Source organism: Brevibacterium siliguriense (genome assembly GCF_900105315.1).
GTDB classification, from domain to species: domain Bacteria; phylum Actinomycetota; class Actinomycetes; order Actinomycetales; family Brevibacteriaceae; genus Brevibacterium; species Brevibacterium siliguriense.
In genome coordinates, this window is record NZ_LT629766.1 from 2,955,017 (window position 1) to 2,980,540 (window position 25,524).

Below are 25,524 nucleotides of genomic sequence, written 5' to 3' on the forward strand. Positions count from 1 at the left end.
TAGTTAGGCGAGCCTAGCTTAACTCATTTTTCCGGTGGGGAGATTCCCACCGCAGTGCCGCCTCGGCGAAGGTTCGACTTTCGGATCAAGGAGTCTTGATCTCGAGCCCTTCGACATCCATGTCCTCGAGGGCGACCTTGCGTGAGCGTCGACCGGTGACGATGCGGTGGATGACCCAAAGGAACAGGAACGCCGGAAGCCCCGCATAGGCGCTGGCGACCTGGAGCAGCTGCCCGTTGACGATGGCCTGCACGTTCTGTCCGATGATGACGACGATGAGCATGATGAGCGCAATGACCGGGCCGATCGGGAACAGCGGGGCCCGATACGGAAGGTCAGCAGCATCATGACCCTGCCGCACATAGGCGCGGCGGAACCGGAAGTGACACCATGCGATGCCGACCCAGACGATGAAGCCGGAGAGTCCGGAAACGTTCATCAGCCAGGTATAGGCCCCTCCGTCGCCCATGATCTCGGTGAGGAATCCGAACAGGCCGATCACCGCGGTGGCCAGCAGTGCCATAACGGGGACTCCGCGTTCGTTGAGTCGGGCGAACAGCCTCGGCGCGGTTCCCTCTTCGGCCATGGCGTAGAGCATGCGGGTGGAGGCGTAGAGGCCGGAGTTTCCGGCCGAGAGGATGGCGGTGAGGATGACGGCGTTCATCAGCCCGGCGGCCACGGCGATCCCGGCTCGTTCGAAGACGAGGGTGAACGGTGAAGCCGTGATGTCCTCATTGTTCGCCGAGGCGAGCAGGGACGGATCAGTATAGGGCAGGAGGAAGCCGATGACGGCGATGGCGCCGATGTAGAAGAGCATGATGCGCCAGAACACGGTGCGGATGGCTCGCGGCATGTCCTTGCGCGGGTTCTCCGACTCCCCCGCTGTGACGCCGACGAGTTCTGTGCCCTGGAACGAGAACCCGGCGATCATGAACACGCTGATGACGGACATCCATCCGCCGACGAACGGGGCCACGCCGGTCGTCCAGTTGCTCAACCCGGGTGAGGTTCCGCCGAGAATGCCGAAGATCATGAGCACGCCGAGCACGAGGAACGCCAGCACGGCGGTGACCTTGATGGCGGCGAACCAGAACTCGCCTTCTCCGAAGGCCTTCGCCGACAGGAAGTTGAGTCCCGCGAGGAGGAGGAGGAAGACCGCCGCCCAGATCCACGACGGCACATCGGGGAACCAGAAGGACATGATGACACCGGCGGCGACGAGTTCAGCAGCCAATGTGATCGCCCAGTTGAACCAGTAGTTCCAGCCCATGGCGAAGCCGAATGAGGGGCTGACGTATTTGGTGCCGTAGGTGTGGAACGATCCGGCGACGGGCAGGTGAGTCGACATCTCGCCGAGGGACTGCATGACGAAGAGGACCATGATGCCGATCGCGGCGTAGGCCAGCAGGGCACCGCCGGGTCCAGCCTGGGAGATCGTGCCTCCGGAGCCGAGGAAGAGTCCTGTGCCGATGGCACCGCCGATGGCGATCATCTGCAGGTGGCGGGACTTCAGTCCCCGTCGGAGTCGGCGTTCTTCTTTCGCCGAGGCGGCTGGCATTCCCATGGTCATCCTCGTTCGTGGTTCGGCAGGTCCGCGCACGAGGACCCTGGCCATTCCTACCACACACGGGGCCGTTCTCGGCCGATGGGGACGCAGGGTGGGAGGAGGGTCACATCCGCTCAGGCGGGGATTCGAGGAGCTGGAGAATCGGCTTGATCGCGGAGCGGATGCTGATGATGCGGAAGGCTTGGTCGCGGACGAATGCAAAGAAGCGGGACCTGTCGAACATCAAACGGGCCAGCGACCGCGAATTGTCATGGGCGGCCTCAACACGTGGCCGCTGGCGGGCCTCGAATCGTTCGAGTGCGGCAGCCATCAAGGTGGCTGCGGTCGAATCGTTCCCGCTTGTGTCTGCGTCGGGCCGAGCGACAAGGGCGGAGAGTTCGTCGGCGAGCACTCCGGCCGATTCCATCGCCATTCCTGCACCGATTCCGGCTGTGGGGAGGAACCCGGCCGCCGCATCGCCGAGCAGAACTGTCCACCCATGGCTCCAGCGATCTGCCCGAGAGTCTCGCAACGGCCAGAAGAAAGGCACTTCGGCCTCTGCGACTGCGGTCAGGCAGGCGTCGATCCGTGGAGTCAGAACCGTGAGACGACTGCGGACCTCGGCGGCGAATCGCCGTGGGCCGAGTGGCTGCCTGCTGTCGGGGCAGCCGAGGAAGACTCCGATTGCGCCCTTGACCGGGTACATGCCGAGGAAGAATCCGTCGCCCCAGATCTCATCGACGGCGCTCTGGTCATCGTCCGCCTCGGCCCAGCAGACCCATCCGCCCCACGCGGTGTCGACGGACGACACGTCCGAGGTCTTTTTCGAGCCGGCAACGGCGGGCTTGCTGGAGCCCTTTGTGGCGGGCTCATCGGTCACGAGTCGGCGCGTCCGGGAATTCATTCCGTCTGCAATGACGACGGCGTCGAATTCGAGCGCTGTTTCCTGGCCGAGGTTCTGTTTCTGCCCACCATCGAACTGTTCCCCTTCATCTCCCCCTGCCAGAGTCACAGTGGCGCCATTGTCGGACAGTCCGGTCACTGTGGTGCCGAAAGCGATCGGGCAGTCGTCGCCGGTGAGCACCTCGAGCAGTGCCGCGCGGGAGATTCCGCGATAGTCGCCGAAGTCGGCCAGCAGTTCACCGAGGTGGTCCTGCCTGAGGAGTCTGCCCGCATGCGCATGGGCGACATAGCGATCAATGCCGACACTGGCCTCGAGGTAGGCGTCCCGGCAGCCGAGGTCGTCGATGATGGGGTCGACCATTGGCATGAGGGCGAGCATGTATCCGGCCCGGTTGTCACCGATCATCCGGCCGGAATCGGCCGAGCGGTCGATGAGGACCGGATGCATCCCACGGCCGCGGAGCAGCTGAGCCAGGGTGATTCCCGCGATTCCGGCTCCAACGATGAGGATGCGCGGCTCTTCCGGGCTCACGCCTTTCAGCTGGTCGTCGACCGTTGCCGCGGTAATCATGAGAGAGCTCCCTCGTCGGACCGATTCAATGCGCCGGCCCCGAATGTGGACCGGATGGTCCAATCACGTTATCACCGTCTGGACTACATGGTCCATAGATGGGTCGACGATTGCTAGACTGACATCGTGTCCGAGACTGCGCTGGCGCGTATGCGCCCAGAGAGACGCGCCGCGCTCATCGATGCCGCCGCGCGGGAATTCGCTTCGCGCACGTTCGAGGAAGCGTCGCTCAATCGCATCATCTCCTCCTGCGGAATGAGCAAGAGTTCCTTCTACCATGTCGTCGACTCGAAGGACGACCTCTTCGCCCTCCTCGTCGCCGACCTCGCTGCAGCCGCCCGTCGCTTCTGGAGCCCGCCTGCTCCGGAGAGCTTCGCTGACGGATTCTGGGATCGCGCGCGCTCGGTCTGGGACGACATTGCGCGAACATGGCCGGACAGCCCAGAGCTCACGCTGCTGTGGCACATCGTCTATGCGAACTCTGACAGTCCGGCAGTCCGGGCGCTCGCCGAACGAGTCGAGGCATGGGTGCGTGCCGTGCTCATCGCCGGACGTGAGTCTGAGGCGATCGATGTCGAATGTCCGCTCGAGCTCCAGACCCTGGCGGTGTTCTCACTGCTGCGCACCTTCGACGAAAGGGCGCTGACGCTGACGGGCAGCGACAGCGCAGACGTCGACCCAGAGGAGATTTCGACCCATCTTTTCAGGCTGCTCGCGCGTCTGCTGAGTGCCTGAGACGGGCTCACACAGAGTCGGCCGGCAGCCCCTGGTCAGAAGCCGGTGCCTGCGGCAGCCCGCGGACGAGGTCGGGGCCCAGGTCGGAGATGCTGCGGGCGCCCATGAGTCCCATGGCGGTGAGGATCTCCTGTTGGATGAGGGCGATCGCTCTCTCCACGCCCCTCTGGCCGCCGGCCATGAGTCCGTAAAGGTATGCCCGGCCGATGAGCACGAAGTCCGCTCCGGCGCACAGCGCGGTGACCACATCGGTGCCGGACATGATCCCGGAGTCGAAGATCAGCTCCATATCCGGTCCGACCTCCGCTCGGACTTCGGCCAGCGAGGTCAGCGAGTCCGGCGCCCGATCGAGCTGACGACCGCCGTGGTTGGAGACGACGAGTCCATCGGCTCCGACCGATCGGGCACGTTGGGCATCGTCGGCGGTGAGGATGCCCTTGACGAACAGTCGTCCGTTCCAGTGTTCGCGGATCCACCGCAGGTCCTCGAGGTCGAGAGTCGGGTCGAACATCGTCGTCGTCATCTCCGCCAAGGACTGTGAAGTGTTCGACAGCGAGGCGTACTTCGGTGGTTCGGTGGTGAGGAAGTTGAACCACCAGCCGGGACGATAGGAGGCATCGAGGATGGTTCTCAGCGTCAATCGCGGCGGTATCGTCAGACCGTTGCGGTGATCGCGCAGTCGCTGGCCGGTGATCGGTGTGTCGACGGTGACCAGCAGGGTCTCGTATCCGCTGGCGGCGGCCCGCTGGATCAGGTCGAGGCTGCGCTGCCGGTCCTTCCATAGGTAGAGCTGGAACCACCGGGTGGAGTCCGGTGCCGCCTGTGCGACGTCTTCGACCGAGGTGGTGCCCATCGTCGACAGCGAGAAAGGGATTCCAGCCTTCGCCGCGGCACGGACCCCGGCGACCTCACCTGCGGAATGCATCATGCGGGTGTAACCGGTCGGAGCGATGCCGAAGGGCAGCCGAGTTCGGGCACCGGCGATCGTCGTCGACGTATCCGGTGCATCGACTCCGTGGAGGATGCGAGGAAGGAGCTCGACGTTGCCGAGAACCTCACGGTTCTTCGCCAACGTCCGTTCATCCAGAGCGGCACCGTCGACATAGTCGAAGGGAGCGGTCGGCGTCACCCGCTTGGCGATGCGGCGGAGGTCCCAGATGTCTGCGGCCGACTCCAATCTGGCTGCGACCCGGTCAAGGCGCGGCAGGTCGAACTGCAGCAAGGGTGCGAGTTCTCTGAGATCGGGCAGTCCACGTTTCATTTCTCTCCTCGTTCGCGGTTGAGATAGGCGAGCACGGCCGCAACGCGGCGGCTCGTGGTCTCTCCTGCTTGGAGGCCGAGCTTATCGAATATCGAGCTGATCGCTTTTTCGACGGAGCTGACTGAGACGAAGAGCCGTTCACCGATGCCCCGGTTCGACAGCCCCTCCGCCATCGCTTCGAGAACTTCGCTTTCCCGTGAGGTCAGGGTCGACAGCGTATTCTGCCTCTCCGAGGTGGTGAGCAGCTGCCGGACGACGTCGGGATCGATGACCGTTCCGCCCTCGGCAATGCGATGGACCGACTCGAGGAACCGGTCGATATCCGTCACCCGATTCTTCAGCAGGTATCCGACGCCCACGGATTCGGTGCTCAGCAGCTCTGTCGCGTACTCGCGCAGCACGTATTGGCTGAGCACGAGCACACCGATGTCCGGAAAGCGCCGTTTGATCGCCAGTGCCGCCTCCAGCCCCTCAGTCGTGTGAGTCGGCGGCATCCGCACGTCGACGATCGCCAGTGTCGGTCGCAGTTCGGCGACCGCCCGCAGCAGGTCTCCGCCGTCTCCGACGGACGCGACGACGCTGATCCCTTCGTCCTCGAGCAGACTGCGCACCCCCTCACGCAGCAGCACCGCATCATCGGCGAGGACGACACGCATCCGGTTCTCCGTCTGTACCTCTGTCATAGTCACTTCTAACTGTTCTCACTCTTCGTACTGCTTATCTGTGCTTCGGTCCCGAGCGGGATCCGGGCACTTACGGTGGTGCCTGTGCCCTCTTCGGAGTCGACATCGATACTGCCGTCGAGCGCCCCGACCCGCCGCACGAGGCCTTGGAGTCCTCCGCCATGCGCATCGGCTCCGCCGATGCCGTCATCGGTGATCGTCGCGATCATTGCCGTCTGGGACTCGGCGACGATGCTCACCGTGATCGCGTCCGCCTCGGCGTGCTTGACGACATTCGTCACGGCTTCACGGACGACGAAGTAGGCGGCAGATTCCACTGCGGGAGGAAATCTGCCTTCCGGCACGGTCTCCAGGGTCAGCGGTACGGGGCTGCGATCGGCGATCCTCTCGAGCACGGGCCGAAGCCCATGCTCATCGAGCGCCGTGGGATAGACCTGCCAAGCGACTTCCCTCATCTCATCGATGAGATCCTGTGATTGGACCAGCGCATCATCGAGCAGGGATTCGGTCTTCGCTGGGTCGGAAGCGCGTCTGGCGCGGGCGATGAGCACGGACAGGGAGACGACGTTCTGCTGCACGCCGTCGTGCAGGTCGCGTTCGATCCGGCGTCGTTCCTCGTCGATGGCGAGAACGACTCCGCGACGGGTCGTCAGCAGCTCGCTGATGCGGGTGTAGACCGCGAAGGGACGCTCCACCTCGACGAAATGCGCATCGATGCGGCTGTGCGCCCAGCTTGCCGCCTCGGCCAGGGCGATGGCTCCGATGATGTTCGCCGCCCCGTAGAGGACGCCCACGAAGAGCGTCGGCTGGGAGATCGACCACATGTCGAATCCGATGTTGACCGCTCCCCCGATGAAGAAGCCTTGGAAGAGCGATCCGAGAGTCACGACGAAGAATCCGCCGAGGAGATTCGCGGTGGGGATGATGGCGATACCTGCGACAAGGCCGTTGCCGAGCAGGAAGCGACGTTTCATCGGGGCGTCCGAGAGAACGAGACCGAACCCGCGCGAGTGCCGGGCGAGCTCCCAGCCTCGCGCCCGGGCGGCCACACGTGAGGTGGGCGAGAAGACGGAGGCGATGAGAAGTGGCAGACACAGCAGACCGCCCCATACGACGGCTAGGACGGCCCGTGTCCACCGCGCGGCGAACATCCGTACTTCGGGAGGAAGGCGGGTGGACAGCGCGCTCGGCCAGGGCATGAATCGATCGTAGCAACGCCGATCGCCGACTCACAGGGGTTCGGCCGCAGTCTCGGGTTCCGGTTTTCCGCAATGGCGCCGGCCGGACGACCGCACTGACTGTGTGCCCGGCCGCGTACCGTCCCTGCCGCCTGATGCCTAGCGTGGATGAGTATGGAGCTCGCACTCGAGTTACTCGCCACCACTCTCACGTCACCGTGGGTGTACCTGCTCATCGCCGTGGCCGCGGCTCTCGACTCGCTCGTGCCGATTGTGCCTTCGGAGACGTTGCTCATCACTGCTGCGACCTTCGCCGCGGCGGGGCAGCCTCACCCGGCGGGCCTCGTCCTTGCCGCCGCGTCCGGAGCCCTCTTCGGCGATCTGGCCGCTCACCTCGTCGGCCGCTTCGCCAGCTCCGGAGTGGGCCGGTTGAGGCGGTGGACTCGAATTGCGGAGCTCCTCGACTCCGCCCGCACGGCCTTCTCCCCCCGAGGCGGGAGTGTGCTCATCGCCGGCCGGTTCGTTCCCGGGGGCCGCAGCCTGGCGACGATCGGCTCCGGCCTGCTCGGGATCCCGATCCGAATGTTCCTGGTCTGGGATGGGATCGGAAGTCTGGCATGGGCGCTCTATTCGACGGGCATCGGACTCATCGGCGGCACGATCTTCGAAGGCCGGCCGCTGCTCGGAGTCGCCGTGGGCATCGGCATCGCCCTGGTCATCACCGGCAGCGCCGAACTCGTGCGCCGGCTGCTGCGTGGGCGTTCGCGCCGGCGCGAACGCAGCGGTCGGCGATTCGACGATCTCCGCGGCCGAAATGTCATGATGGAGGGGATGTCTCAAACACATGTGTGGTACGTCAGCTACGGATCGAACATGGCTCGCGATCGGCTCGCCTGCTATCTGCAGGGCGGGCGACCGCCCGGTGCGAAGCTAACCTATCCGGGAGCCAGAGACAGCTCACTCCCCCAGGCCGAAGCCGGGATCGAACTGCCCGGGACGATCTACTTCGCCGGCGAATCGAAGGTGTGGGGTGGCGGCATGGCCTTCTACGACCATTCCGTCCCCGGCCCGACACCCGCCAAGGCCTACCTCATCACGGCCGAACAGTTCGCCGATGTGGCGGCTCAGGAGATGAACCGTCCGCCCGAGCCCGACAGTCCGCTGGAGCGGCTCGTCTTCGACCTGCCGCCCGGCAGCTCTCATTCGGTGGGGCCGGGCGGATACGAAACGCTGCTCGTCCTCGACGATGTCAACGGCGTACCCATGGTCACATTCACCGCCGCCCACGGTTCCGCCGACATCGAGCACACTCAGCCGCAGGAACCGTACCTGGCGATGCTGCGCACGGGAACTGCCGAGGTCAGGGCCGCTTCTGAGCTTCACCTGCCCGCAGCTGCACGAGTGTGAGGTCGAGCAGCGGAGTCGCCACTCCCAGTTCCTCTGCCTTGAGCGACAGATCGCCGAGGATGTGCTCCGTCTCGCTCGGCAGCCCTGCCGTCACATCCCGGTAGAGGGATGAGGTGAAGGCCGAACCGTCCTCGGTGAGCATCTTCAGTGTCATGGCGTGGGAGGCTTCAGACACCGGGTGCCCGGCCGCCGCCGCCACGGCTTCGAGCTCATCGATGATGGCATGCACATTTGACCTGCCGCCGGCCTCCATGATCGCTCCGACCGGGGCGCGGAACAGACAAGTGACGACCCCAGCCGCGGCGATGAAGGTCCATTTCTCCCACAGCCCGTCGATGATTCCGGCGACGGTCTGTAGTTTGAATCCGGGCACGTCGAGGGCCTCGGAGATTCGTGTGGGCACGTCTGCGCCGTGGAGATCGCCGATGGTCATCACGGCCAGGTCGGTGAGCTGAACAACTGCTCCGTCTCTGATGGTGCCGACGATCTTGACGAATCCGCCGAGCACCTGTCCCGGGTATCTGGTCTGCAGCTTCTCGATCTGAGCCATGCCGTTGAGGAATGGGATGATCGTCGTCTGCTCTCCTACGGCCGGTCCGATGTCGTCGATGACCGAGTCGAGCCCGCCCGCTTTGACCGCGACGATGACGAGGTCGAAGGTCCGTGGCGCGGCGGTGAGTTCCTCGGCGGTGATGACATCGACCTGGTTCGTCCGATCAGCATCGGGACTGGTGAAGTGCAGTCCCTCTTCACGGAGCGTCGCCGCCCGAGCCTGCCGGAGCAGGAATGTGACTTTACGTCCGGCTTCCAGCAGATAGGTGCCGAACGCTCCGCCGGTGGCACCCGCCCCGGCGATGAGAATCGACGGGGCGGAGCCTGCTCCGGATTGTCTGCCTGCGCTGTCAGCTGCTTGGGTCATTCCAACTCCTCCTTGAGTTCCCGAGCGGCCGCAGCGGGATCCTCAGCCGAGGTTATCGCACGCACGACGACGGCACGGTTCGCGCCCGCCTGCCGGACCGCATCCAGCCTCTCCCCCGCTGCGATCCCGCCGATGGCGAACCACGGTTTGGTCGTCTCGGCGGAAGCGGCGGTCAGCAGCGCTGTCCCCACGGCAGTCCGACCGGGTTTCGTCGGGGTCTCCCAGACCGGCCCGACGCAGAAATAGTCGGTTTCCAGGTCCGCCTCGGCGGCGAGCGCCTGCTCGAGGGAATGAGTGGAGCGGCCGAGGATGACGTCGGGACCGAGCACAGCCCTGGCCTGTCCGCTGGTGAGATCTCCCTGACCGACGTGGAAGACATCGGCGTCGGTGAGGAGTGCGACGTCGGCGCGGTCGTTGACGGAGAAGAGCTTGCCGTGCCGGGCTGCGATGTCCTTGAGCGCTTCGAGGGCCCCGATCTCCGCCCGGGCCTCGAGGGTCTTGTCGCGCAGCTGGATGATGTCGACTCCCCCTCGGTAGGCGGCATCGAGGAACTCAGGCAGATCGCCTTGAGCGGTCCTGGCATCCGTGCACAGGTAGAGCGAGGCTTCGGCCAATCGGGCCTCTCTCCAGGCTCTCTTCGTCTGCCGTTCGGTGTTGCGCGGTGGCGTCTGAGTGGTCATGGTCATAGAGTAGAGGAGTTCGCGGGAGCCTCCCAACGAGGCTGAGAGGGCGTAGGAGCCGACCGTCAGACCTGATGCGGATCATGCCGCCGGAGGGAGAAGCTGTGAGAGTCATTGTCGTCGGCGCAGGGATCATCGGCCTGTCCACGGCCTGGTATCTGCGCCGCGTCGGTGCCGACGTCACCATCATCGATCCTGCCCCCGCGCTGGGGGCCAGCCATGCCGCTGCCGGGATGATCGCTCCCGCCGCCGAGGTGGTGTGGGGGCAGACTCCCCTGTACCCGCTGATGAGAGCCTCGGCAGAGATGTACCCGGAGTTCGCCGCCGAGGTGGCGAGCGCCGCCGCGGTCGATCTCGGTTCCACGGATACCGAGACTCTGGTGTGCGCTGGTGACCGGGCCGACCTGCAGGCACTGCGAGAACTGCGCGAGGCTCAGTCGCGGTCAGGTTTCGCCACCGAGCTCGTCGCCGGCAGCGCTGCCCGCCGGGTCGAGCCTGCGCTGTCGCCTGCTGTGGCAGGGGCTGTGCATATTCCCGGTGATCATTCGATCGATCCGCGTCGGGTCTGCGCGGCTCTGCTCTCTGTCCTGACCGCAGGCTCAGGGGCCCTCCTCATCCATCAACGGGTGGTCGGGCTGCTCAGGGACGGTGATAGAACCATGGGCGTCGAACTGAGCGATGGTCGTCGGTTGGACGCCGATCAGGTTATCCTCTGCGCCGGCACCGCCAATAACGAAATCGTCGGTGCACCGCAGCTGCCGATCCGGGAGGTCTGGGGCGATGTGCTGCGTCTGCGTGCCACCGCTGAGACGACTCCGCTGCTGACCCGTACTATCCGCGGGCTGGTCAACGGCCGCTCCGTCTACCTTGTACCTCGCCCCGATGGCGAGATCGTGCTTGGTGCCAGTTCTCGGGAAGACGGGCTGTCCGGTACCCCTGCCGGGGCTATCCACCGGCTGCTTGCTGACGGGCAACGGGTGGTACCGGGCATCCTCGACGCGGAGATCTCCGACATCACCACTCGAGCCCGCCCCGGCTCTCCCGACGACTTGCCGATGATCGGGCGCGTCGATTCCGGCTGTGTCGTGAGCACCGGGTATTTCCGGCATGGCATCCTCTTGGCCCCATTCGGCGGCAGGCTCGGCGCCGAACTCACCTTGGGCGCCGTCTCCGACTGGCCCCCTGACGGGGCGCTCGAGTCCGTGTCCCCGCACCGCTTTACCACAGAACACACCAATACCCACTCAAACCGCACCGCTGCCCACTCGATGAGGAGAATTTCATGACCGACCACGTACACTCACCGACCATCGTTCTCAACGGCGAACACCATGAGCTCTTGAGTGCCTCCTCGGCGCTCGACCTCATCGCCGAGGTCACCGGACGGGAACTGAGCCCCGATGGGACTCCGGCCGACGGCGGACGTTTAGGGCTAGCCCTGGCCGTCGACGGTGAAGTCATCCGCCGCGGAGCCTGGTCCGATTTCACACTTGCCGACGGTCACATCGTCGATATCGTCACCGCAGTGCAGGGAGGCTGACATGAGCTGGATGATCGATGATGTGGAGATGTCGTCTCGCCTCGTGATGGGCACGGGTGGGGCAAGCTCCCTGAGCATCCTCGAAGACGCGCTGGTGGCCTCGGGAACCGAGCTGACCACTGTGGCGATGCGGCGCTTCGACGCCGAGTCCCGGGACTCGGTCTTCACCATGCTTCAGCGTTTGGAGATCCGAGTGCTGCCGAATACGGCCGGCTGCTATACGGCCCGGGACGCCGTGCTCACTGCCCGTCTGGCGAGGGAGGCCCTGGAGACGAACTGGGTCAAACTCGAGGTCATCGCCGATGAGGATACCCTGCTGCCGGACCCCATTGAACTCTTTGCCGCCGCCGAGGAACTCGTCCTCGACGGCTTCACAGTCTTCGCCTACACGAACGATGATCCGGCTCTGGCGAAACGTCTGGAGGGTGCCGGGGTGGCCGTGGTGATGCCGGCCGGTGCTCCGATCGGCAGCGGATTGGGCATTCTCAATCCCCACAACATCGAGACCATCGTCTCCCGTGCACAGGTGCCGGTCATCCTCGATGCCGGTGTCGGCACCGCTTCGGATGCTGCTCTGGCGATGGAGCTCGGCTGCACCGGGGTGCTGCTGGCCTCGGCCGTCACTCGCGCCCACGACGCTCATGCCATGGCCCGGGCGATGGCCTTGGCCGTCGAGGCCGGGCATCTGGCGTCCGGGGCCGGGAGGATTCCCAAGCGGCCTCTGGCATTGGCATCCTCGCCGTTCGACGGAATGGTCGCAGCACAATGAGCGCCGCATCCAACGCTCTGCCCACGGTCCCACCGCTCGTCGAACCCGTGGAATCCCTGTCCCGGGCGGAGCTGGAACGCTACTCCCGACACCTGGGCCTGCCGGGATTCGGCATAGAGGGGCAGCGGCGTCTGCGGGCCGCCTCGGTGCTTGTCATCGGGGCAGGGGGACTCGGATCGCCGGTGATCAACTATCTCGCGGCGGCGGGGATCGGGTCGATCACGATCATCGACGATGATGTGGTAGAGGCGTCGAATCTGCAGCGCCAGATCATCCACCGTGATGCCGATGCGGGACGGCCGAAGGTCACTTCTGCCGCCGATGCCGTGCACCGACTTGATCCGAGCCTTGCGGTGCGCACGATCGAGGGCCGGCTGACTCCGGAAAACGCGCTCGAGCTCTTCACAGGCCACGATGTCGTCCTCGACGGTGCGGACAATTTCGCAACCCGGTACCTGTCCAATGATGCCGCCGAACTCACCGGCACCCCCTTGGTGTGGGGCACCATCTTCCGCTTCGCCGGTCAGGTGAGCACCTTCGTTCCCGGCCACGGGCCGATGCTGCGCGACCTGTTCCCGGATATCCCGGAACCCGATTCGGTGCCCAACTGTGCCGAGGGCGGGGTCCTCGGCGTCCTGTGCGGAACCGTGGGATCGGCGATGGCGACCGAGGCGATCAAACTCATCTGCGGCATCGGCACCCCATTCATCGGTCGGCTGCTGCGCTGTGAGGCTTTGACCGGGGAATATTCGACCCTGCGGTTCTCCCCCGATCCCGACCGCCCCCAAGTCACTGATCTCGCCGAGGTGACTGCCGCCTGCACCGTGGACTCGAACGCCGGCGCAGCAGAATCTACGGCAGATGAGATCGACGTCGCCGAACTTCGGTCCGTCCACGATGATGTTCTCGTCGTCGATGTGCGGGAGGACTGGGAACGCGAACTGTCGGCGATCCCCGGTTCACTGCATCTGCCGCTCGGCAGCCTCCGAGACGGAGGATGGCAGGCTCTGGAGTCGGCGCTCAGCGATTCCGATCGAGCGGGGTCACCAATCGACATCGTCATCCACTGCAAGTCCGGGGCCCGGTCCGCTCAGGCCGTCGAAATGCTGTCCGGTTCGGTACCGCCCGGACTCCGTCTGCGCTCCCTTGCCGGCGGCATCGATGCGTGGGAGGACGTCCCTCGGGCCTCCGCAGACCCGAGGAACTAGCAACCGGCAGGTTCAGAGGCCCGGCGACCGTTCTGCTCAGGAGCCGGACAGCTCTGCCAGTCGCGATCGCAGCCCCCGTTCACCAGCTGCCATCACTGCACCGTGCATGAGTCCCGACAGCGGTCGCATCACCCTGACGACGGCTCTGCTCGTCGTCACACACCACAGCGCATCGATGGTCGTCCCGGCCTCGGAGGCGGTGAGGCTCCATCGGCCTTCGCCACGCAGATCGCCGTTCGATCGGAAGCGGATGAGATGGGGTGCATCGACCTCGTCGACCTCGATGGAGAACCGCAAGGACCACCCGATCGGGGCACGGACCACAAGGCGGGCCCGGCTGCCGGCGGCCACAGAGATATCGGCTGCGTCGTCGTCGACATGTCCGGGCCCGACTCGTTCCGCCGCGGTCAGGCCCGGCCACCACTGCGGCCACTGATCGACCCGTTCCAGGACCGCCCACACCGATTCGATTCCGGCCTCGACGATCCACCGGTCGTCGAAATGGAAGGGTGCGGATTCTCCGGTCCGTGGGGTGACATGGTCGTGGCTCATGGTACGACGGTAGTGTGAAAGATGTGAGTGAGGACAACTTCGTCAGCAATCGTCGGCCGTCCCCCTTGGGCGGCCGCAAACCGTCCAAGGACGACCTTGCCGCATTCGCGACGGATGATCCGAACGCGATCGATGACATCCTGCCGACGGATTCCTCCGGGCTGAAGATGCTCATCGTCGGCATCAACCCAGGATTGTGGACAGCCGCGGTCAATGCGCCATTCGCTCGTCCCGGGAACCGTTTCTGGCCGTCGTTGCATCAGGCAGGCCTCACCGATCACCAGGTCGATGCCTCGCGTGGGCTCGAACCCGCGGATGAACAGCAGCTGCTGAGTCGGGGAATCGGCTTGACCAACCTCATCGGGCGAGCCACCGCTCGTGCCGACGAACTCTCCCCTCAGGAACTGCGGGAGGGTGCCGCGCACCTCGTCGAACGACTTGCCGAGATCCGCCCCCGCGCGGTGGCGATCGCCGGGATCACTGCGTTCCGCGCCGGTTACCGATTGCCGAAGGCCCAGCTCGGTCGGCAGGACACGACGCTGCTCGAGGGGTGGCCGGCCGATGTGGCCCTGCACGTGGTCCCACAGCCGAGCGGGCTCAACGCCCATTATCAGACACCGGATCTCGCGCGGATCTGGCGCGAAGTCTGGAACAGCATCGACGACTAGGCCCCTCGATCGGCTCCGGTGAAGTGCTGCCGACAGCGAGCGACGTAGCTGTCCAGCCCACCGATATGACTGGCGTCGATCGCGGTCGCGGCAAGAGTCTCTTGGGGAGCCTCAGCGTTCTTCGCCGGGCCTGAACCGATCGGGCTGTCCTTCTGCTCCAGTCGTTGGTGGAACACAGCGTCTTTCCCGCAGACGGTGCACACCGCGGTGAGACGGAGCACTTCCTCGGCGACGGCCATGAAGCTGGGCAGCGGTTCGAACGGCTGCCCGTCGAAGGTCACGCACAGCCCTTCGACGATGACATCGAATCCCTGTCGGAGGAGTTCGTCGACCGCAGGGATGAGTTCCGCACCGAAGAACTGCGCCTCATCGATGGCGATGAGGTCATAGTCCTTCTGCCGGGCCGCCTCGGCGAGAAACGCGCTGTCGCCGAGCGGCACGGCGGGGATATTCACCCCGGTGTGCGAGGTGATCGTGGAGATGTCCGAACGAGTGTCGAGTGAGTGTGACACGACGAGGACATCGACTCCGGCGATCGTGGCGCGCCTGACCCTGCGCATGAGCTCTTCCGATTTTCCGGAGAACATGGGCCCGGCGATGACCGTGAGACGACCGGAGTCAGTCATCGACGCTGACTCGTTTGGAGTCGGTGTCCACGGTGACTTCCGTCTCTACACCGTCTTGATCGAAGTCGAACTGATATTCCCTCAGGTTGTCGTCGAATTCGAGCTTCCAGCTCACGAGTTTTCCGTCGGCCTTCTTCTGAGCCAGTTTGAGGGCTTCGGCGAAGGTCATCGGATGGTTGAGGTCGATGGCCTTCTCTTTGTCGTTGGTCGAGTCCTGCTCGTGTTTGACGATCTTTCCGGTCTGGGCGTCGATCTCGACATCATGATCGGTGTTTCCATCGAGGATGGACACCTCGTACTGCCACGCTTGGTCTTTGTCGTCCCAATCGAGTTCGATACCGTGAACGATTCCGTTCCCGACTTTCTCTTCGCCTGTTCTGATCGCATCTTCAGCGCTGATGGTCGGCGATTCCTTGCTCAGGTCGGCATCAGCGGGCAGACCTTTCCCCGCCGATTCCTTGGTCGATTCGCTGCCGCTTTCCTTACTGTCGTCGGCGCCCTCGCTCTGATCGTCTCCTTCGGCGGTGCCGGCCTGCGACGTTTCGCTTGCCGCGGGCGAGTTCTGCGCGTCATCAGTGCCGGAATCACTTCCGCTGCACCCGGCCAGGCCGAGTGAGAGTGCTGCAAGTCCTGCCACTGTGCTCATTGCCATGCGATTCGTCTTCATGATGCTCACGCTAGCAAGCAAACACGTCTGACCAGAGGTTTCTGAGAACAATCTCATCTGGTCAGCACTCCCGATGCGAATGGTCAGTCAAGGCAGAATTCGTTGTCTTCGGGGTCGGCCATGACGATGAATCCCCGTTCCAACGGCGGGTCCGGGTCGACTCGGCGAAGTCGGGTTGCTCCGAGCTCTGTCAGTCGGAGGCTTTCGGCTTCGAGCGCGGCCATCCGTTCATCGCCGTCGAGTCCGGGCGCGGCTCGGACGTCGAGGTGCAGGCGGTTCTTCACCGTTTTGGGCTCTGGCACTGTCTGGAAGAAGACTCGCGGACCTACTTGGTCCGGGTCCTCAATAGCGGCACGCATATTCTCGGAACCGAGCTCGATTCCAAGATTCGCAATGAACTCTTTCCAAGCAGCGAAAGGATCCTGATCATCACCGAGTCGTACCCCTGGAGGACCCGGAATGATGTAACCGAGTGCTTCGGCCCAGAAGCGGGCGAGCTTGACGGGATCGTGGCAGTCGACGGTGACCTGGACTGTTCGGCTCATTATCGGTGACTCCCTATTGTCCGGTTCTGCCGTCGATGCATTCACGCAGCAGATCGGCGTGACCACAGTGACGGGCATATTCTTCGATGCGGTGGACGAGGAACTCGCGCACCGCAATGTCTTCACGGCCGATGTGTGTGCCGAGATCCTCGTGCCTGCTGACTACGGCGTCGGTGGAGGTCTGCTCAAGTTCGAGTTTGGCGAAGGCGTCAGTGAGGACCGCGTCGTCGGGCTGGGACGGAATATCACTGAGATCGAATGCGGCGTCCAGGCTCCCGTAGATCGGTGGTTCGGGTTCGCCGTCGGTGATCCAGTTCCTCCAGTCGCGCTCCACTTCGGTCATGTGTCGGACCAGCCCCAGCAGCGACATCGTCGACGGCGGAACGGAGAGCAGCATCATCTGCTCAAGAGTGAGCCCCTGACATTTCAGATCGAGAGTCAACCGGTAGTCGCGAAGGTAGTCGAGCAGAGTCGCACGTTCTCCGTCGGGACTGTGGCCTGCGGTGTTCCGGGGATCATCGTCAGGATCGACCCACATATCGGGGTAGACGGTGGCAATGCTCCAGCGCTGCGGTGAGGTGGACATGTCTGCCATTCTTCTACTGTGATTGTCCGGACACCAGGTCTGCACACGATTTGGCGGGGTTCAGACAGCCAGACCGACTTCCAGTTCGAACAGGCTGGGTGTCTCTTCTCGGATGGTGGTTCCGAAGGCGAGCGCACCGCCGAAGAGGTCTTCGATGGTGTCGACTGTCTGCAGCACACGGTCCCTGGAGAACTCGGGAATGAGGTCGCCGTGTTTGAGGTAGCCCTTGAGCGATCCTGACGCGACGGCCCTGACCCCGAGCCTTCCGGCGATGAGCCAGGTGATGCATTCGGTTTCGAAACGCACCTGAGCAGGCACAGTATTCTGCTTCTTCGACGCTGATGCCAAATCGTGCGGTGGACTGCGGTGATCTGAGACGCTCAGGGCGAGTTCGGTGAGGAGATGGGTCAGCATCGCTGTGGGACTGCGTGTCTGCGGAAGCTGAGCGGGCAGCAGATGCATCCGAAGCAGTGTGTTGATGACTGTGTGCAGCCCATCCCAGGTGGGCGGTGTGCCCGCCGCCTGCAGAGGGCTGAGAGCATCGGCCGCGACCCCCGGCATCTGCGACGCGGTGCGGGCCGCCTCCACGGCGGACAGCTGCGGGATCTGGCGGATGACGGCAAGCATCTGATCCCATGGCATCGGCGGCCGATGGGCGAACTCCTCGGCGTCGCGGGAGCTGTCGGCAGCGCGGGTATCGGATGGGTTCGAGTTCTGATCCATGACCCCACGGTAGACGCAGCCACTGACACGAGAGACAGTTCCGACCTGTGACCTCGACCAGGTTGTGCCAGTAGGCTCGCGTTGAAGGAGACCCAGAAGGAGAGGACAGACCATTGCCAGAGAGCAGCCGGGACATTCATCTGCGGATCGGACGGGAAGAGCTCGTCATCCGGCAGCGCTACCAGGTCATCAGCATCGCCAATGATGTGCTCATCGGACTGTGGTTCCTCATCGGCAGTTTCATGTTCTTCTCCGACGCCCTCATGACCACCGGAACATGGCTGTTCGTCATCGGCAGTGTCGAGATGCTCATTCGCCCGGTCATCCGACTCATCAGGCATCTGCACCTGCAGAGACTGCGCAGCCCTGCGACCGTCGGCGACGACTCCTTCGACTACTGACCGCGTTCGGCCAGTCAATGCGCACCGTGACTTGAGCGGCCACGCAGCCGCACCCACATGATCTCTCCTGTCCGCTCTCACGCATCTGTTCACCATGCCATCATGACCGGGCTCGCCCGTCGATAAGCCGCAGTCTGCGGTGCGCGCACTCGTTCGCCCAGCGCTGGTCGTGTGTGGTTGCCAGGACAGCACCTCCACGGTTGAGGAACGACTCGATGATCGCGTTCAGCCGGGTCATCGCTGCGAGGTCCCGCCCGATCGTCGGTTCGTCGAGCAGCAGCACCGTCGCCTCGGTCATCAGCGCCGAGGCGATGACGATGTCTTTGCGTCGCGGCACGTCGAGGTCGAAGGGATGGTCGTCAGCGACCTCGGTCAGGTGCGCTTCGGCGAGGACGGTGTCGACGTCGGCCCGGCGCTGGTCGCGGACTTGACCTCGGTCTCGCCGCCGATGCGGCGGCAGCGGCGCGGCGTGGAACAGTTCGCGTGCCACTGTGGCGGCGGAGAGCTGCAGCCCCGGATCCTGTCCCACCCATCCGAGGTGAGCACTGCGCGCGTGGGCGGGCAGGGTGTCCAAACGGATCATCTCGCCGAGGCGGCTGACCGTGATCGATGCCGTCAGGGCCGCCGACCGGTCGACCAGTCCGAGGAGGGCACGCAGGAGCGTGGACTTCCCGACCCCGTTGGCTCCGGTGACAGTGGTGAGTTCACCGGGCCGCAGATCGAGCTCGAATCCGTCGAGGATGCGTCTGCTTCCCCGGTCCACGGTGAGGTCGCGGACCGTGAGCAGCGGATCTGATTGACGGTTCGTTGTCTTCGGGTGGTCCGTGGCATCGTCGAGGAGGCTGTCCCAGATGCCGCCGAATGGAGTCGACGCAGTCGCCGTCTGCAGCCGTCCGGCATCAAGGACAAGGACCTCCCTGCAGATGTGGATCAGTTCGTCGGTCTGATGACCGGTGATGAGCACCGCCCCTCCCCGGTCGCAGAATTCCTGCAGCACTGTCGCCAGACGCTCACGCATCTGCGGGTCCAGGGATTGTGCGGGTTGGTCGAGGACGAGCAGGTCGGGCGCGGGTGCCAGAATCCGTGCCAATGCGACCAGTTGCCTCTGCCCGCCGGAGAGCGAGTCCAATCGTCGGCCCCACAATTCACCGATCCCGAGCAGTTCGAGCAGGTGCCGGGCTCGTCTGCCGGCATCGGTCGGGTCAGAACCGAGCAGTCGGCAGGCCAACTGTGTCTCGTCACCGACGTTGCTGGTCATTCCGCTCAGCTGCGCTTCCGGATCATCGCCCAGCAGTGCAACCGTCCCACTGAGATCGACGGTGCCGGTCAAGGACCCGCGTGACGAGAGCTGTCCGGACAGCATGCGGCACATGGTCGACGTTCCCGATCCGAGCGGGCCGAGCACCGCGGTCATGGTTCCGCCGGTGATCTCGAGGTTGATTCCGCTCAGTGCCGCGGTGTCCTCTCCTCGATAGATGAAGCTCGCGTCAGTGATCGCGACGGTCATCTCAGGCACCGCCGATCAGCTGTGCGCCACCCGGCAGCGGAAGGACTCCCATCACCGAGGCGACGACGAGGCCGAGGGCCGCCAGCGGAGTCAGGATACGCAGGAGGCTCTGCCCTGTCCCGTCCGTGTGGTCCTGGAGCTCGACCACAGTCGCATTCGAATCGAGTCCGCTGGTTTCGAGCACTTCGTGACGCTGATCGACAGTCAGCAGGATCGCGGTGACGAGCCCGACGACGATTCCGGGCAGCAGTCGGATGCGCACGTGCCAGGAGTCGGTGGCCCAGCCGCGGGCCTGCCTCGCTTCGATGATGTATCGAGTGCGTGCACCGATCAGAGGGATGAGACCGATGGCCGAGGCACACACATAGGCGACTGCCGAGGGCAGACGGAGTCGACGCAGGCCGTCGAAGAGACGAGCGGAGTCAGCCCCGAGTCCGAACAGTGCACCCAGCCCGATCAGACTGCTCACACGCAGCCAGATCAGCACGGCTATGCTCAGCCCTTCGGCACTGAGGCGGGCGGGTCCCGCCTGCCAGAGCACATGCACCTCGGTGCCGGGGTAGAACAGTCCCTGCACGACGATGAGCACAACCAGAGTCGGTAGGCACAGCAGCCCCACAGCCATCGCCCAAGTCCGCAGTCGCACCATTGATGAGACCGTCACGGTGATGATCGTGCCGGTGAGGATGATAACCGGGACGATCAGTGAGGGTATTCCGAAGACGAGCAGCAGACCGCAGGCAAGGATGACCAATTCCGTGGCCGGATGCAGACGACGCTTCGGGCGGGGACCCTCAGCATCGTCTGCGGCAGCGTTGTGGGCATCGGATTCGGAAGTGACGGGGCTCATTCCGTCGGCTGTGCCGATTCGACCGGCTCTGCCTGCTCCGTTGTGTGGGTCTTCATCACACGGGGCCGGCTGTGGGCGACGAACTGGTACCGACCGATGATGCGTTTCGGCAGCGACTGAATGACGATATAGGCGAGGGCGAAGATGAGCGCCTTGTCGACGATGTCGGAGACCATGCTCTGCGCGAAGGTGGCGTTGAACATCTCGAGTCCTGCCGCTTGGAGGATCGCGACGACTCCCCCGGTTCCGGCCCCAGCCCTCCGCCGAAGACATAGGCGGCAACGGGTGCTCCGATGGCGCCGGCGGGAACACCGGCGATGGCACCGACGATGATCGCGGTCCAGGGTGTGCGGAAGACTCCGAGCCTTGCGGCCCAGCCGGCGGCCGCTCCGATGAAGGCGGCCCCGGAGCTGAAGGCGATGACGCTGGGGCTCAGGGTCACGCCCCAGATGAGGTTCGAGATGATTCCCGTGAATGCTCCTGCGGCCGGACCGGCCAGGACCCCGATGAGCACAGTTCCGATGGAGTCGAGGTAGAGGGGCACGGGTGTGTAGTTGCCGATGACCTGCCCGATGACGACGTTGAGGGCGATGGCGACCGGAATGAGCGCGAGAACGCTGCGAGGAATGAGTGGGAGAGTGCCAGCAGCGAGCAGAATGCCTCCGCCGAGGTAACCCAGCATGACCCACAGAGTGGTGTATCCGAGGTCGACGTCGAGGTTGGCCGGTTGGGTGAGGAGTACGGCGACGTAGGTGCCGATGACGATGAGGGTGCCGAGCAGTGTGAGGGTGAGGGGAAGCGTGCGGTTGTGGTTTTGTCCGGGACCGACCGAGGTGGTCGGCCCCTGCCCAGACTGTCTGGAGTGTGCGGTCATGCGGGTGGTCCTTTCATCAGGGTGGTGCTGAGGTGGTCGAGGAAGGCGGGAGCGTCGATGGCGCGGATGACCTCTGCGTTCACGGGGCGGTCCCACCGTCCCAGCCAATCGGCGACGGTTTCGCCTCGTGTGAGTGTACCGGTGAGTTCGACATCGACGGGTGCCCATCGCGTCGTCGCCCAGGGCAGTTCGCCCGCCGTTCCCCGTTCCGGAGCTGAAGTAGCCGTCTCCTCGGGGTTGGCGTGCGATCTTTCGGACTCTGTTGCGTTCGAGGCAATGGTGTCCTGTCGTGCCCAGTCCAGGGCGCAGGCGAGGACGAAGGGATCGTGGATGTGGGCGATATAGCCGAGTCCATCGGATTCGTGGAATTCGAAGTAGAACCGGAGTGCCTCGGCCAGTTGTGCGAGTACTGAATGCCAACGGTCGTCAGCACTGCTGGCAGAGGCTCCGTCGAGAATGGTAGCGAGTCGCTCGGGTGTCATCTCAACGGCTTCGGTCGCCTCGATGGGAGCAATGACCGGAAGGTGGGCCAGTCGCTCCTCCTGATTGGTGCGGTCGAAAGCAGCGAGCACCTGGGCGGTGGACTCGGGGTCGAAGGTGACATTCCATTCCGTCGTCGGGTGGGTGTTGCCCCGGTAGTTGAACGCTCCGCCCATGATGAAGAGACGTTTGAACAGACTCGGCAGATCCGGGTCGATTTCGAGAGCCAGGGCAAGATTTGTGGCTGGACCGATGACGACACCGAGGAGCTGTCCGGGATGGGCGTGGGCGGCATCGACCCATGCCTGAGCAGCCGATACCGAACTCACCGGCCCGCTCGGAGTCGGCAGCCGCGCATATCCACGTCCGGCCTCGCCGTGGGTGAGGTCGGCATATTCCGGGGCTTCGCCCGTTGCCGCATCCGATGCCTGCGGACCCGTCTGCAGGGCCTGCCGTGCCAGCGGAAGACTGTGGCCGGTGTGGACTGAAACGTCGCTGCGTCCGGCCAGTGACAACCATCCGCGGGTGTTCTCGACGACTTGTGCGGTGGCGACGTTGCCTCCGGATGCGGCGATGCCGACGACGTCGACGTCGTCTTGGCAGCACAGGTAGGCCAGCGCGATGGCATCGTCGATTCCTGGGTCGCAGTCGAGGAAGAGCGGCAGAGTGGCAGACATGGTCCCATTCTGCCGGACGCGCGCCCTCACCATCGTCGGATGCGGGCCCAGTTTCCGCAGGCTTGGGTGGACCCCCTTCTCACCAGTCGACAGCAGAGGTAGAGCATCGTCGAAGGAGGTTCGTCGATTCCGAACCGCTCTCTCATGTCAACCGCCTCCTCGCGTCCGAAAGGAGTCCCGATGAGCTCGCCGAACGGCATGCTGGTGATCCACGGTTTGGCCGCGAAGGTGAACGCATTGAAGAACATTTCACAGTCGCAGCAGCAGGCACCCATGCTGCTCAGTCGCGCGAGCAGCGCCGTGGCACGTGGAGCCGTACGGTCGCGGAAGCCTTCTGCGAAACGGTGAGTGCCGTTGCAGCCGAATTCACCGAGTTGGCGGAACACATAACAGGCCAGGCATTCTCCCGGCCGAGGGGTGAAGACGCGGTCAGTCTCCTCGTCGATGATCGTTCTGACGTCGTTGTCAATGGTGTTCTTGTCCATGACCGCACTGTTCCAGACGGCACTGACATGAAATGCGGTCAATCCGCCATATTCACCGATTTGTGTCCTATTTCAGCAGGTCACGGCCGATGAAACTGTTTCACCTTAGAATCATCCCCATGAGCATTCTCGTCATCGGTGAAGCCCTCATCGACATTGTCAGCACGCCCGGGAGTCCGGACCGCTATGCACCGGGTGGAGCACCCGCCAACGTCGCTCTCGGACTGGGCCGCCTCGGCGTCGAGGTCGAGTTCCTCACCGATGTCGGTGATGACTTCCACGGCGGATTCCTTCTCGCTCATCTTCAGAAGTCTCAGGTCGCTGTGCTAGCTTCACCACGTGGCGCCACGTCCACAGCGCTGGCCCGCCTGGCCGATGATGGCTCCGCCGAGTACGAGTTCCACCTGCGGTGGGATCCTGACGCTTCTCTGCTCTCCGACGCGCCCCGCTCCGTTGTGCATTTCGGATCGATTGCAGCATTCCTCTCACCTGGCGCTGCGGTCATCGATGAGGTTCTCGCCTCTGCGACAGGCGCTTCCGGCACGCATCCCCGTCCGCTCATCTCCTTCGACCCGAATATCCGACCGTCGATCATCGGCTCCCGCGAGGATGCGCTGCCACGATTCGAGGAGTTGGCGAGTCGAGTCGATGTTCTCAAACTCAGCGATGTCGATGCGAACTGGCTCTATCCCGATCTCGACGAGTCCGCACAGGTCAACCGTCTTCTCAGCCTCGGGGCGAATCTGGTCGCCATGACTCTCGGAGGTGAGGGTGCGATCGTGGCGACGGCCTCGGCGCTGGCATCAGTGACCTCAAGGAAAGTGGAAGTCAAAGACACAATCGGGGCCGGGGATACGTTCATGGTCTCGCTCATCCACGACCTGAATGCACAGGACAACGCTGTGTCCGACCTCTGCACGGCAGAGCTCACGGCCCTGGGAGATCGTGCATCTGCGCTTGCTGCAATCACGGTCAGCCAAGAGGGTGCGGATCTGCCGTGGGCCGCGGATCTCACGAGCTGAGGAATTCGCCGAGCTGTCGCAGGCAGATGTCATGGCCGTTGCGGTGGCCGTCGATCATTCCCTGACCGACGAAGGACACGACCTGGTCGACGAGCTCGACTCGGGTGCCTGCCGGGGTGGCGGTCAGGGTCCAGGTGATGATGGCGGTCGAGAGGATCTCATCGTGTCTGGTGAGAGTCTCAGTGGTCACGATGTGACGCTCCGGTGCGAGCGCGAAGTACAGTCCGGTGGAGACGAACTCCAACACTCCGGGTGACCCGCAACGGGCGCGGATCGCTCCGCCTGGACGGAATTCGTCGATGTCGCAGACCATCTCCTCCCCTTCGGGGACTCCCCACTGCACGCGCTCATCCGAATCGGCGAAGGCGTTCCAGACCCTCGAGACCGGATGCTCGAAATCAGCGCCGAGGCTGATCGTCGCGGTCACCGGCGCACCTTGGTCAGATGCTGCCTCACTCACCGAAGAACACCACCTGGTTTCCGTCCGGCTCGCTGCGGGTCCTCCCAGATCTGGATTCCGAAGCTCTCGTCGAAGAGCCATTGAGCCAGCCCCGCCATCGGCTGGTCATTCGGCTGTCGTTCGAAGAGTCGGGAATACCATTCGGTCGCTTCCTTCTCGCCGGTGACAACGATATTGGCCATGAGTCCTGTGATCATGATCGCTCCTTCGGGATCATCATTGAGGATAAGTGATTGCAGTTTGCAATCACTCATTCCATGGAACCACACCTCACACTCTGCGGCAAGAGAATCATCCAAGCGACCTCAACTCGGCAACACAGCGATCCCCGGCCAACGGGACGGGCCGCGCCTGGGGTCGACGGCAGACTCAGCTTCCGGGAGTCTCAGCTCCTAGAAGCCTCAGCTTCCGGCCGTCTCCGCTTCGAAGGCAGCCTGCAGCTTCTGCGAGGCCCGCGGCGCATCAGGGTTCGGGCGCGGAACGCCGAGGTGAGTTTCCCTCAGTTCCTCCATGAGGCCGGCGACGAGCTGCGGATCTTCGGCCATGAGTCGAGAGCGGATCGTCAGTTCAGGTGAGGTCTCCCGGTGGGTCATCCCCCAGACTCCGAGGGCGACCATGACCGGCAGGGTCTGGATGCCTGCCTCGGTGAGGGAGTATTCGGCCCTCTGCCCGCGTGCGGCCTCCGCCTTGGTCAGCAGCCCTTCGTCGATGAGCTTCTTCAGACGACTGGACAGCATGTTCGACGCAATGCCCTCGTTGTTGGAAGTGAGCAGCTCTCGGAAGTGCCGACGATTGCCGAAGATGATGTCACGCAGGACGATGAGCGACCAGTTGTCACCGAGCACTTCGACTGCGGCATTGATGGCACATCCCGAACGCGGTTGTGCAGGCATGGGCTCACCTCCAGTGATTGCATTCTACAACTACTCGATCGTACACTGGGTCCACTTCCCGGGAACGGGCACCACCCGTTCGACTGCAGACATCAGCTAACCATCACA

30 protein-coding genes and 1 riboswitch are annotated in these 25,524 nt (G+C 64.2%); of the genes, 9 read left to right on the forward strand and 21 right to left on the reverse strand.

Annotated elements, in window-relative coordinates; all coding sequences use genetic code 11:
- Positions 1–85: 85 nt before the first annotated feature.
- Together BLU88_RS13200 and BLU88_RS13205 are read right to left on the reverse strand one after the other, a co-directional pair.
- Positions 86–1,564 (reverse strand): amino acid permease, encoded by a 1,479-nt coding sequence (locus BLU88_RS13200; protein WP_092014764.1) that lies wholly within the window; start codon positions 1,562–1,564, stop codon positions 86–88.
- A 106-nt stretch (positions 1,565–1,670) separates the two neighbouring features.
- A complete protein-coding gene (locus tag BLU88_RS13205) occupies positions 1,671–3,020 on the reverse strand; it encodes an FAD-dependent oxidoreductase (protein ID WP_092014767.1) in 1,350 nt (449 codons plus the stop codon).
- A 126-nt stretch (positions 3,021–3,146) separates the two neighbouring features.
- Here BLU88_RS13205 and BLU88_RS13210 point away from each other — a divergent pair, with 126 nt between their 5' ends.
- Positions 3,147–3,755: a TetR/AcrR family transcriptional regulator gene (locus tag BLU88_RS13210; RefSeq protein ID WP_157689109.1), complete on the forward strand. Its 609-nt coding sequence runs from the start codon at positions 3,147–3,149 to the stop codon at positions 3,753–3,755.
- 7 nt (positions 3,756–3,762) lie between these two features.
- Here the strand turns inward: BLU88_RS13210 and BLU88_RS13215 are convergent, their stop codons facing one another.
- The 3 genes from BLU88_RS13215 to BLU88_RS13225 are packed head-to-tail and all read right to left on the reverse strand — an operon-like array spanning position 3,763 to position 6,898.
- Positions 3,763–5,016, reverse strand: a complete 1,254-nt coding sequence (locus BLU88_RS13215; protein ID WP_092014773.1) for an alpha-hydroxy acid oxidase — start codon at positions 5,014–5,016, stop codon at positions 3,763–3,765.
- Positions 5,013–5,699 (reverse strand): response regulator transcription factor, encoded by a 687-nt coding sequence (locus BLU88_RS13220; protein WP_269457638.1) that lies wholly within the window; start codon positions 5,697–5,699, stop codon positions 5,013–5,015. Before BLU88_RS13220 ends, BLU88_RS13215 begins: the two co-directional genes overlap by 4 nt.
- An 8-nt stretch (positions 5,700–5,707) precedes the next feature.
- On the reverse strand, positions 5,708–6,898 hold the full coding sequence (locus tag BLU88_RS13225) for a sensor histidine kinase (RefSeq protein ID WP_092014780.1): 1,191 nt from the start codon (positions 6,896–6,898) through the stop codon (positions 5,708–5,710).
- A 147-nt stretch (positions 6,899–7,045) separates the two neighbouring features.
- Here BLU88_RS13225 and BLU88_RS13230 point away from each other — a divergent pair, with 147 nt between their 5' ends.
- Positions 7,046–8,284 (forward strand): DedA family protein, encoded by a 1,239-nt coding sequence (locus BLU88_RS13230; RefSeq protein WP_092014783.1) that lies wholly within the window; start codon positions 7,046–7,048, stop codon positions 8,282–8,284.
- Here the strand turns inward: BLU88_RS13230 and BLU88_RS13235 are convergent.
- On the reverse strand, positions 8,238–9,203 hold the full coding sequence (locus BLU88_RS13235; RefSeq protein ID WP_092014786.1) for a ketopantoate reductase family protein: 966 nt from the start codon (positions 9,201–9,203) through the stop codon (positions 8,238–8,240). The two genes, BLU88_RS13230 and BLU88_RS13235, sit on opposite strands and share 47 nt — an antisense overlap.
- The gene (gene thiE, locus BLU88_RS13240) at positions 9,200–9,883 is read right to left on the reverse strand and encodes a thiamine phosphate synthase (protein WP_092017484.1); all 684 of its coding nucleotides are present in this window, start codon (positions 9,881–9,883) and stop codon (positions 9,200–9,202) included. Before thiE ends, BLU88_RS13235 begins: the two co-directional genes overlap by 4 nt.
- A gap of 11 nt (positions 9,884–9,894) precedes the next feature.
- Positions 9,895–9,998: riboswitch (TPP riboswitch) on the forward strand.
- On the opposite strand from thiE, the gene thiO reads away from it, so the two are divergent.
- The 4 genes from thiO to BLU88_RS13260 all read left to right on the forward strand — a co-directional run bounded on the left by thiO (position 9,988) and on the right by BLU88_RS13260 (position 13,400).
- The gene (gene thiO, locus BLU88_RS13245; protein WP_092014788.1) at positions 9,988–11,169 is read left to right on the forward strand and encodes a glycine oxidase ThiO; all 1,182 of its coding nucleotides are present in this window, start codon (positions 9,988–9,990) and stop codon (positions 11,167–11,169) included. (Overlaps the previous riboswitch by 11 nt.)
- Complete coding sequence (gene thiS / locus BLU88_RS13250; protein ID WP_092014790.1) at positions 11,166–11,423, forward strand: sulfur carrier protein ThiS; 258 nt, start codon at positions 11,166–11,168, stop codon at positions 11,421–11,423. The genes thiO and thiS overlap by 4 nt, the downstream gene beginning before the upstream one ends.
- A 1-nt stretch (position 11,424) precedes the next feature.
- Entirely contained in the window at positions 11,425–12,192 is a 768-nt protein-coding gene (locus BLU88_RS13255) for a thiazole synthase (protein ID WP_092014799.1), read from the forward strand.
- Positions 12,189–13,400 (forward strand): ThiF family adenylyltransferase, encoded by a 1,212-nt coding sequence (locus BLU88_RS13260; RefSeq protein ID WP_092014801.1) that lies wholly within the window; start codon positions 12,189–12,191, stop codon positions 13,398–13,400. Before BLU88_RS13255 ends, BLU88_RS13260 begins: the two co-directional genes overlap by 4 nt.
- A 36-nt stretch (positions 13,401–13,436) precedes the next feature.
- On the opposite strand, the gene BLU88_RS13265 is transcribed toward BLU88_RS13260, so the two are convergent.
- Positions 13,437–13,952 carry an SRPBCC family protein gene (locus BLU88_RS13265; RefSeq protein ID WP_092014803.1) on the reverse strand — a complete coding sequence of 172 codons (516 nt, stop codon included), beginning with the start codon at positions 13,950–13,952 and terminating at the stop codon, positions 13,437–13,439.
- 23 nt (positions 13,953–13,975) lie between these two features.
- Between BLU88_RS13265 and BLU88_RS13270 the strand changes: the two genes are divergently transcribed.
- A complete protein-coding gene (locus BLU88_RS13270) occupies positions 13,976–14,620 on the forward strand; it encodes a mismatch-specific DNA-glycosylase (protein ID WP_092017486.1) in 645 nt (214 codons plus the stop codon).
- Here BLU88_RS13270 and BLU88_RS13275 read toward each other — a convergent pair.
- The 5 genes from BLU88_RS13275 to BLU88_RS13295 form a co-directional block, all read right to left on the reverse strand.
- A complete protein-coding gene (locus BLU88_RS13275) occupies positions 14,617–15,246 on the reverse strand; it encodes a thymidine kinase (protein ID WP_092014807.1) in 630 nt (209 codons plus the stop codon). The two genes, BLU88_RS13270 and BLU88_RS13275, sit on opposite strands and share 4 nt — an antisense overlap.
- On the reverse strand, positions 15,239–15,913 hold the full coding sequence (locus BLU88_RS13280; protein WP_092014810.1) for a PepSY domain-containing protein: 675 nt from the start codon (positions 15,911–15,913) through the stop codon (positions 15,239–15,241). The genes BLU88_RS13275 and BLU88_RS13280 overlap by 8 nt, the downstream gene beginning before the upstream one ends.
- Before the next feature lie 83 nt (positions 15,914–15,996).
- On the reverse strand, positions 15,997–16,458 hold the full coding sequence (locus BLU88_RS13285; RefSeq protein WP_092014813.1) for a VOC family protein: 462 nt from the start codon (positions 16,456–16,458) through the stop codon (positions 15,997–15,999).
- Between the two features lie 13 nt (positions 16,459–16,471).
- Positions 16,472–17,044 carry a DinB family protein gene (locus BLU88_RS13290; RefSeq protein ID WP_092014818.1) on the reverse strand — a complete coding sequence of 191 codons (573 nt, stop codon included), beginning with the start codon at positions 17,042–17,044 and terminating at the stop codon, positions 16,472–16,474.
- 60 nt (positions 17,045–17,104) lie between these two features.
- Entirely contained in the window at positions 17,105–17,767 is a 663-nt protein-coding gene (locus tag BLU88_RS13295; protein ID WP_092014821.1) for a hypothetical protein, read from the reverse strand.
- Between the two features lie 113 nt (positions 17,768–17,880).
- On the opposite strand from BLU88_RS13295, the gene BLU88_RS13300 reads away from it, so the two are divergent.
- Positions 17,881–18,168, forward strand: a complete 288-nt coding sequence (locus tag BLU88_RS13300; protein ID WP_092014825.1) for a YrhK family protein — start codon at positions 17,881–17,883, stop codon at positions 18,166–18,168.
- A 100-nt stretch (positions 18,169–18,268) separates the two neighbouring features.
- Here BLU88_RS13300 and BLU88_RS13305 read toward each other — a convergent pair whose 3' ends face one another.
- From BLU88_RS13305 to BLU88_RS13325, 5 genes are all read right to left on the reverse strand, one after another.
- Positions 18,269–19,675 (reverse strand): ATP-binding cassette domain-containing protein, encoded by a 1,407-nt coding sequence (locus BLU88_RS13305; protein ID WP_092014828.1) that lies wholly within the window; start codon positions 19,673–19,675, stop codon positions 18,269–18,271.
- Position 19,676: 1 nt separating this feature from the next.
- On the reverse strand, positions 19,677–20,525 hold the full coding sequence (locus tag BLU88_RS13310; protein WP_092014831.1) for an energy-coupling factor transporter transmembrane component T family protein: 849 nt from the start codon (positions 20,523–20,525) through the stop codon (positions 19,677–19,679).
- Entirely contained in the window at positions 20,522–20,728 is a 207-nt protein-coding gene (locus tag BLU88_RS18775; protein WP_231939409.1) for a hypothetical protein, read from the reverse strand. Before BLU88_RS18775 ends, BLU88_RS13310 begins: the two co-directional genes overlap by 4 nt.
- Positions 20,729–21,395: 667 nt before the next feature.
- Positions 21,396–22,556, reverse strand: coding sequence for a nucleoside hydrolase (locus tag BLU88_RS13320; protein WP_092014834.1), 1,161 nt, complete (start codon positions 22,554–22,556; stop codon positions 21,396–21,398).
- Positions 22,557–22,582: 26 nt separating this feature from the next.
- Positions 22,583–23,041 carry a DUF2695 domain-containing protein gene (locus BLU88_RS13325; protein WP_092014837.1) on the reverse strand — a complete coding sequence of 153 codons (459 nt, stop codon included), beginning with the start codon at positions 23,039–23,041 and terminating at the stop codon, positions 22,583–22,585.
- Positions 23,042–23,160: 119 nt separating this feature from the next.
- On the opposite strand from BLU88_RS13325, the gene BLU88_RS13330 reads away from it, so the two are divergent.
- The gene (locus BLU88_RS13330; protein WP_092014840.1) at positions 23,161–24,063 is read left to right on the forward strand and encodes a carbohydrate kinase family protein; all 903 of its coding nucleotides are present in this window, start codon (positions 23,161–23,163) and stop codon (positions 24,061–24,063) included.
- On the opposite strand, the gene BLU88_RS13335 is transcribed toward BLU88_RS13330, so the two are convergent.
- The 3 genes from BLU88_RS13335 to BLU88_RS13340 all read right to left on the reverse strand — a co-directional run bounded on the left by BLU88_RS13335 (position 24,053) and on the right by BLU88_RS13340 (position 25,416).
- On the reverse strand, positions 24,053–24,490 hold the full coding sequence (locus BLU88_RS13335) for an SRPBCC domain-containing protein (protein ID WP_157689111.1): 438 nt from the start codon (positions 24,488–24,490) through the stop codon (positions 24,053–24,055). The two genes, BLU88_RS13330 and BLU88_RS13335, sit on opposite strands and share 11 nt — an antisense overlap.
- Before the next feature lie 29 nt (positions 24,491–24,519).
- Positions 24,520–24,720, reverse strand: a complete 201-nt coding sequence (locus BLU88_RS18180) for a hypothetical protein (protein WP_157689113.1) — start codon at positions 24,718–24,720, stop codon at positions 24,520–24,522.
- Positions 24,721–24,924: 204 nt separating this feature from the next.
- The gene (locus BLU88_RS13340) at positions 24,925–25,416 is read right to left on the reverse strand and encodes a winged helix-turn-helix transcriptional regulator (RefSeq protein ID WP_092014846.1); all 492 of its coding nucleotides are present in this window, start codon (positions 25,414–25,416) and stop codon (positions 24,925–24,927) included.
- Between the last annotated feature and the right edge of the window lie 108 nt (positions 25,417–25,524).

Bases quoted from the DNA above. Each gene is read 5' to 3' on its own strand.
- BLU88_RS13200 (WP_092014764.1), bottom strand. From the start codon at position 1,564: ATGGGAATGCCAGCCGCCTCGGCGAAAGAAGAACGCCGACTCCGACGG.
- BLU88_RS13205 (WP_092014767.1), bottom strand. From the start codon at position 3,020: ATGATTACCGCGGCAACGGTCGACGACCAGCTGAAAGGCGTGAGCCCG.
- BLU88_RS13215 (WP_092014773.1), bottom strand. From the start codon at position 5,016: ATGAAACGTGGACTGCCCGATCTCAGAGAACTCGCACCCTTGCTGCAG.
- BLU88_RS13220 (WP_269457638.1), bottom strand. From the start codon at position 5,699: ATGACAGAGGTACAGACGGAGAACCGGATGCGTGTCGTCCTCGCCGAT.
- BLU88_RS13225 (WP_092014780.1), bottom strand. From the start codon at position 6,898: ATGCCCTGGCCGAGCGCGCTGTCCACCCGCCTTCCTCCCGAAGTACGG.
- BLU88_RS13230 (WP_092014783.1), top strand. From the start codon at position 7,046: ATGAGTATGGAGCTCGCACTCGAGTTACTCGCCACCACTCTCACGTCA.
- BLU88_RS13235 (WP_092014786.1), bottom strand. From the start codon at position 9,203: ATGACCCAAGCAGCTGACAGCGCAGGCAGACAATCCGGAGCAGGCTCC.
- thiE (WP_092017484.1), bottom strand. From the start codon at position 9,883: ATGACCACTCAGACGCCACCGCGCAACACCGAACGGCAGACGAAGAGA.
- thiS (WP_092014790.1), top strand. From the start codon at position 11,166: ATGACCGACCACGTACACTCACCGACCATCGTTCTCAACGGCGAACAC.
- BLU88_RS13255 (WP_092014799.1), top strand. From the start codon at position 11,425: ATGAGCTGGATGATCGATGATGTGGAGATGTCGTCTCGCCTCGTGATG.
- BLU88_RS13260 (WP_092014801.1), top strand. From the start codon at position 12,189: ATGAGCGCCGCATCCAACGCTCTGCCCACGGTCCCACCGCTCGTCGAA.
- BLU88_RS13265 (WP_092014803.1), bottom strand. From the start codon at position 13,952: ATGAGCCACGACCATGTCACCCCACGGACCGGAGAATCCGCACCCTTC.
- BLU88_RS13275 (WP_092014807.1), bottom strand. From the start codon at position 15,246: ATGACTGACTCCGGTCGTCTCACGGTCATCGCCGGGCCCATGTTCTCC.
- BLU88_RS13280 (WP_092014810.1), bottom strand. From the start codon at position 15,913: ATGAAGACGAATCGCATGGCAATGAGCACAGTGGCAGGACTTGCAGCA.
- BLU88_RS13285 (WP_092014813.1), bottom strand. From the start codon at position 16,458: ATGAGCCGAACAGTCCAGGTCACCGTCGACTGCCACGATCCCGTCAAG.
- BLU88_RS13290 (WP_092014818.1), bottom strand. From the start codon at position 17,044: ATGTCCACCTCACCGCAGCGCTGGAGCATTGCCACCGTCTACCCCGAT.
- BLU88_RS13295 (WP_092014821.1), bottom strand. From the start codon at position 17,767: ATGGATCAGAACTCGAACCCATCCGATACCCGCGCTGCCGACAGCTCC.
- BLU88_RS13305 (WP_092014828.1), bottom strand. From the start codon at position 19,675: ATGACCGTCGCGATCACTGACGCGAGCTTCATCTATCGAGGAGAGGAC.
- BLU88_RS13310 (WP_092014831.1), bottom strand. From the start codon at position 20,525: ATGAGCCCCGTCACTTCCGAATCCGATGCCCACAACGCTGCCGCAGAC.
- BLU88_RS18775 (WP_231939409.1), bottom strand. From the start codon at position 20,728: ATGTTCAACGCCACCTTCGCGCAGAGCATGGTCTCCGACATCGTCGAC.
- BLU88_RS13320 (WP_092014834.1), bottom strand. From the start codon at position 22,556: ATGTCTGCCACTCTGCCGCTCTTCCTCGACTGCGACCCAGGAATCGAC.
- BLU88_RS13325 (WP_092014837.1), bottom strand. From the start codon at position 23,041: ATGGACAAGAACACCATTGACAACGACGTCAGAACGATCATCGACGAG.
- BLU88_RS13330 (WP_092014840.1), top strand. From the start codon at position 23,161: ATGAGCATTCTCGTCATCGGTGAAGCCCTCATCGACATTGTCAGCACG.
- BLU88_RS18180 (WP_157689113.1), bottom strand. From the start codon at position 24,720: ATGATCACAGGACTCATGGCCAATATCGTTGTCACCGGCGAGAAGGAA.
- BLU88_RS13340 (WP_092014846.1), bottom strand. From the start codon at position 25,416: ATGCCTGCACAACCGCGTTCGGGATGTGCCATCAATGCCGCAGTCGAA.